2 protein-coding genes are annotated in these 4213 nt (G+C 62.0%); one reads left to right on the top strand and one right to left on the bottom strand.

The window, feature by feature from the left end; all coding sequences use genetic code 11:
* A partial coding sequence (rpoC, locus tag Q0X85_RS03570) for a DNA-directed RNA polymerase subunit beta' (protein ID WP_297769099.1) occupies positions 1-3793 on the top strand: 3793 nt, incomplete at its 5' end.
* 4 nt (positions 3794-3797) lie between these two features.
* Here rpoC and Q0X85_RS03565 read toward each other — a convergent pair.
* Positions 3798-3998: a hypothetical protein gene (locus Q0X85_RS03565; protein WP_297769096.1), complete on the bottom strand. Its 201-nt coding sequence runs from the start codon at positions 3996-3998 to the stop codon at positions 3798-3800.
* Positions 3999-4213 lie beyond the last annotated feature (215 nt).

Below are 4213 nucleotides of genomic sequence, written 5' to 3'. Positions count from 1 at the left end.
TCTGACCGATCTGACCTATGGCCAGATGCTGACCGAAGAAGAGTTCATGGATGCGCAGGATGCCTATGGCATGGACGCCTTTACCGCCAATATCGGCGCCGAGGCGATCCGCGAGATGCTCCAGAATATCGACCTTGAAAATGAGGCGGAGCAACTGCGCGCCGATCTCAAGGAAGCGACGGGCGAGCTGAAGCCCAAGAAGATCATCAAGCGCCTCAAGGTGGTGGAATCGTTCATCGAATCCGGCAACCGCCCGGAGTGGATGGTGATGACGGTGATCCCGGTCATCCCGCCCGAACTGCGCCCGCTGGTGCCGCTCGACGGTGGCCGCTTTGCGACCTCGGATCTCAACGACCTCTATCGTCGTGTCATCAACCGCAACAACCGCCTCAAGCGGCTGATCGAACTGCGCGCGCCCGATATCATCGTGCGCAACGAAAAGCGGATGTTGCAGGAATCGGTCGATGCGCTGTTTGACAACGGTCGTCGCGGCCGGGTCATTACCGGTGCCAACAAACGCCCGCTGAAATCGCTCTCGGATATGCTCAAGGGCAAGCAGGGCCGCTTCCGCCAGAACCTTCTGGGCAAGCGGGTCGACTTTTCCGGTCGTTCGGTCATCGTGACCGGCCCGGAACTGAAGCTGCATCAATGCGGCCTGCCCAAGAAGATGGCGCTGGAGCTGTTCAAGCCGTTCATCTACTCGCGGCTTGAGGCCAAGGGCCTGTCCAGCACCGTGAAGCAGGCGAAAAAGCTGGTGGAGAAAGAGCGTCCCGAGGTGTGGGACATCCTCGACGAGGTGATCCGCGAACATCCCGTCATGCTCAACCGCGCGCCGACGCTGCACCGTCTGGGCATCCAGGCCTTCGAGCCCACGCTGATCGAAGGCAAGGCCATTCAGCTTCACCCACTGGTCTGTGCCGCCTTCAACGCCGACTTTGACGGTGACCAGATGGCTGTGCACGTGCCGCTGAGCCTTGAGGCGCAGCTTGAGGCGCGGGTGCTGATGATGTCGACGAACAACGTCCTCAGCCCCGCCAACGGCTCGCCGATCATCGTGCCGTCGCAGGATATGATCCTGGGTCTCTACTATGTCACGCTGATGCGCGAGGGCATGAAGGGCGAGGGCATGGTATTCTCGTCGCTCGGAGAGGTGCAGCACGCGCTCGACGCGGGCGAGGTGCATCTGCACGCCAAGATCACCGTGCGCGCCCCGCAGATCGACGAGCATGGCAACGAAGTGATGGTACGCTCCGAGACGACACCGGGCCGGGCCCGGCTTGGTGCGCTTCTGCCGCAAAACGCCAAGGCGCCGTTCAGCCTCGTCAATCGTCTGTTGCGCAAGAAAGAGGTTCAGCAGGTCATCGACACCGTCTACCGCTATTGCGGGCAGAAAGAGTCGGTCATCTTCTGCGACCAGATCATGACCATGGGCTTCCGCGAGGCGTTCAAGGCCGGGATTTCCTTTGGCAAGGATGATATGGTCATCCCCGATGGCAAGTGGCCAATCGTCGAAGAGACGCGCAGCCAGGTCAAAGGTTTTGAGCAGCAGTACATGGACGGCCTGATCACCCAGGGTGAGAAGTACAACAAGGTCGTCGATGCGTGGTCGAAGTGTAACGATCAGGTCACCGAGGCGATGATGGGCTCGATCTCGGCCGAGCGCCGCAGCGAGAGCGGTGCTGTCGAGGAACCCAACAGCGTCTACATGATGGCCCACTCCGGTGCGCGTGGCTCGGTTACTCAGATGAAACAGCTGGGCGGCATGCGCGGCCTGATGGCCAAGCCGAATGGCGACATCATCGAGACGCCGATCATCTCGAACTTCAAGGAAGGTCTGACCGTTCTTGAATACTTCAACTCGACCCACGGCGCCCGTAAGGGCCTGTCGGACACCGCCCTGAAGACCGCCAACTCGGGCTATCTGACCCGGCGTCTGGTGGACGTCGCGCAGGACTGCATCGTGCGTGAGCATGATTGCGGCACCGAGCGTGCGGTCACCGTCGAGGCGGCGGTGAACGATGGCGAGATCGTCGCGTCGCTCGCCGAGCGTTGCCTGGGCCGCGTGGCGGCCGAGGACATCGTCGATCCGTTGAGCGAGAGCGTTCTTGTCGCCGAAGGCCAATTGATCGACGAGCGTATGGCCGACTCGCTGGAAGAGGCCGCCGTGCAGACCGTGCGTCTGCGCTCGCCGCTGACCTGCGAGGCTGAGGACGGTGTTTGCGCCATGTGCTACGGGCGCGATCTGGCCCGCGGCACGATGGTCAATATCGGCGAGGCTGTCGGCATCATCGCCGCGCAGTCGATCGGCGAGCCGGGCACACAGCTCACGATGCGGACGTTCCACATCGGCGGCGTGGCCCAGGGCGGGCAGCAGTCTTTCCAAGAGGCGAGCCAAGAGGGCACGATCACCTTTGATCAACCCCAGACGCTGGACAATTCCAACGGCGAAACGCTTGTCATGGGCCGGAACATGAAGCTCCGGATCATTGGCGACAAGGGCGTTGAACTGGCCAGCCACAAGGTCGGCTACGGCACCAAGCTTTTCGTCAAGGAAGGCGACAAGGTGGCGCGCGGGCAAAAGCTGTTCGAATGGGACCCGTATACCCTGCCGATCCTGGCCGAGAAAACGGGGACCGCGAAATTCGTCGATCTCACATCGGGCGTGTCTGTCCGTGACGTGACCGACGATGCCACCGGCATGACCCAGAAGATCGTGACCGACTGGCGTGCGGCACCGCGCGGCAACGAGCTGAAACCCGAGATCTTCATCGTGGGCGAAGATGGCGAGCCGATGCGCAACGACGCGGGCAACCCGGTGATCTATCCGATGTCGGTGGATGCGATCCTGTCGGTCGAAGAAGGCCAGCAGGTCGCGGCGGGTGACGTCGTGGCGCGTATTCCGCGCGAGGGCGGCAAGACCAAGGACATCACCGGCGGTCTGCCGCGTGTGGCCGAACTCTTCGAGGCGCGTCGTCCCAAGGATCACGCGATCATCGCCGAGATCGACGGCTACGTTCGCTATGGGCGCGACTACAAGAACAAGCGCCGCATCGCGATCGAACCCACCGACGACACGCTGGAGCCGGTCGAGTACATGGTGCCCAAGGGCAAGCACATTCCGGTTCAGGAAGGCGACTATGTCCAGAAGGGTGACTACATCATGGACGGCAACCCCGCGCCGCATGACATCCTCGGTATCATGGGGGTCGAGGCGCTGGCCAACTACATGATCGACGAGGTGCAGGAGGTTTATCGTCTGCAAGGCGTGAAGATCAACGACAAGCACATCGAGGTCATCGTGCGCCAGATGCTGCAAAAGTGGGAGATCCAGGACTCGGGCGACACCACGCTGCTCAAGGGCGAGCATGTCGACAAGGTCGAGTTCGACGAGGCCAACGAAAAGGCGATCGCCAAGGGCGGGCGTCCGGCACAGGGCGAGCCGATCCTTCTGGGGATCACCAAGGCGTCGCTGCAAACCCGGTCGTTCATCTCGGCGGCGTCGTTCCAGGAGACCACCCGCGTGCTGACCGAAGCCTCGGTGCAGGGCAAGCGCGACAAGCTGGTGGGCCTCAAGGAGAACGTCATCGTGGGCCGTCTCATCCCGGCGGGCACCGGTGGTGCCACGCAGGACATGCGCCGCATCGCCCAGTCGCGTGACAATGTCGTGATCGAGGCGCGTCAGGAAGAGGCCGCTGCGGCCGCTGCCCTGGCCGCACCGGTGGCCGAGGATGACGTGGTCGGGGGCGATGAGTTCGACAATCTCGTGGAAACGCCCGAGAGCCGCGAAGAGTAATCCTTCACGTCGATGATTTTGAAAGGCCCTGCCAAATGGTGGGGCCTTTTGCAATAAATGATGCAGCGCGGAGCTGAGAGCCGTTCAGCGCAACACGATGACAAAGATCCAGCTTCCGAAGATTTGTTCGGGAGGTGGATGCGATGAATGTCGGCTGTGCGGGACCAAGTTGCTCTTGGTGAAAGTCGGGATCAAGGTCGGCCATTGGCCTTGAGCTGCCGTTGCCGTGAGCCGCGCCATTGCCAGGCCGCGGGCTGGCGATCTAACGATCTTTCAGTGCACTTTATATCTGCCAAATCCGAAAAACTCTAATTGGCGCGCTGACTTAGACAAATCGCCAGTCCGTGGGGGCGGCCTGGCAATGGCGCGGCGGCCTTCGGCCTTGATTCCGCGCCGGGGCTGCTGATCGGCTGTCCGCTC

It is taken from the genome of uncultured Roseovarius sp. (assembly GCF_947259555.1).
GTDB lineage: Bacteria > Pseudomonadota > Alphaproteobacteria > Rhodobacterales > Rhodobacteraceae > Roseovarius.
The sequence above is the reverse complement of the archived record's forward strand: the minus strand, read 5'-3'. Positions and strand labels throughout refer to the sequence as shown.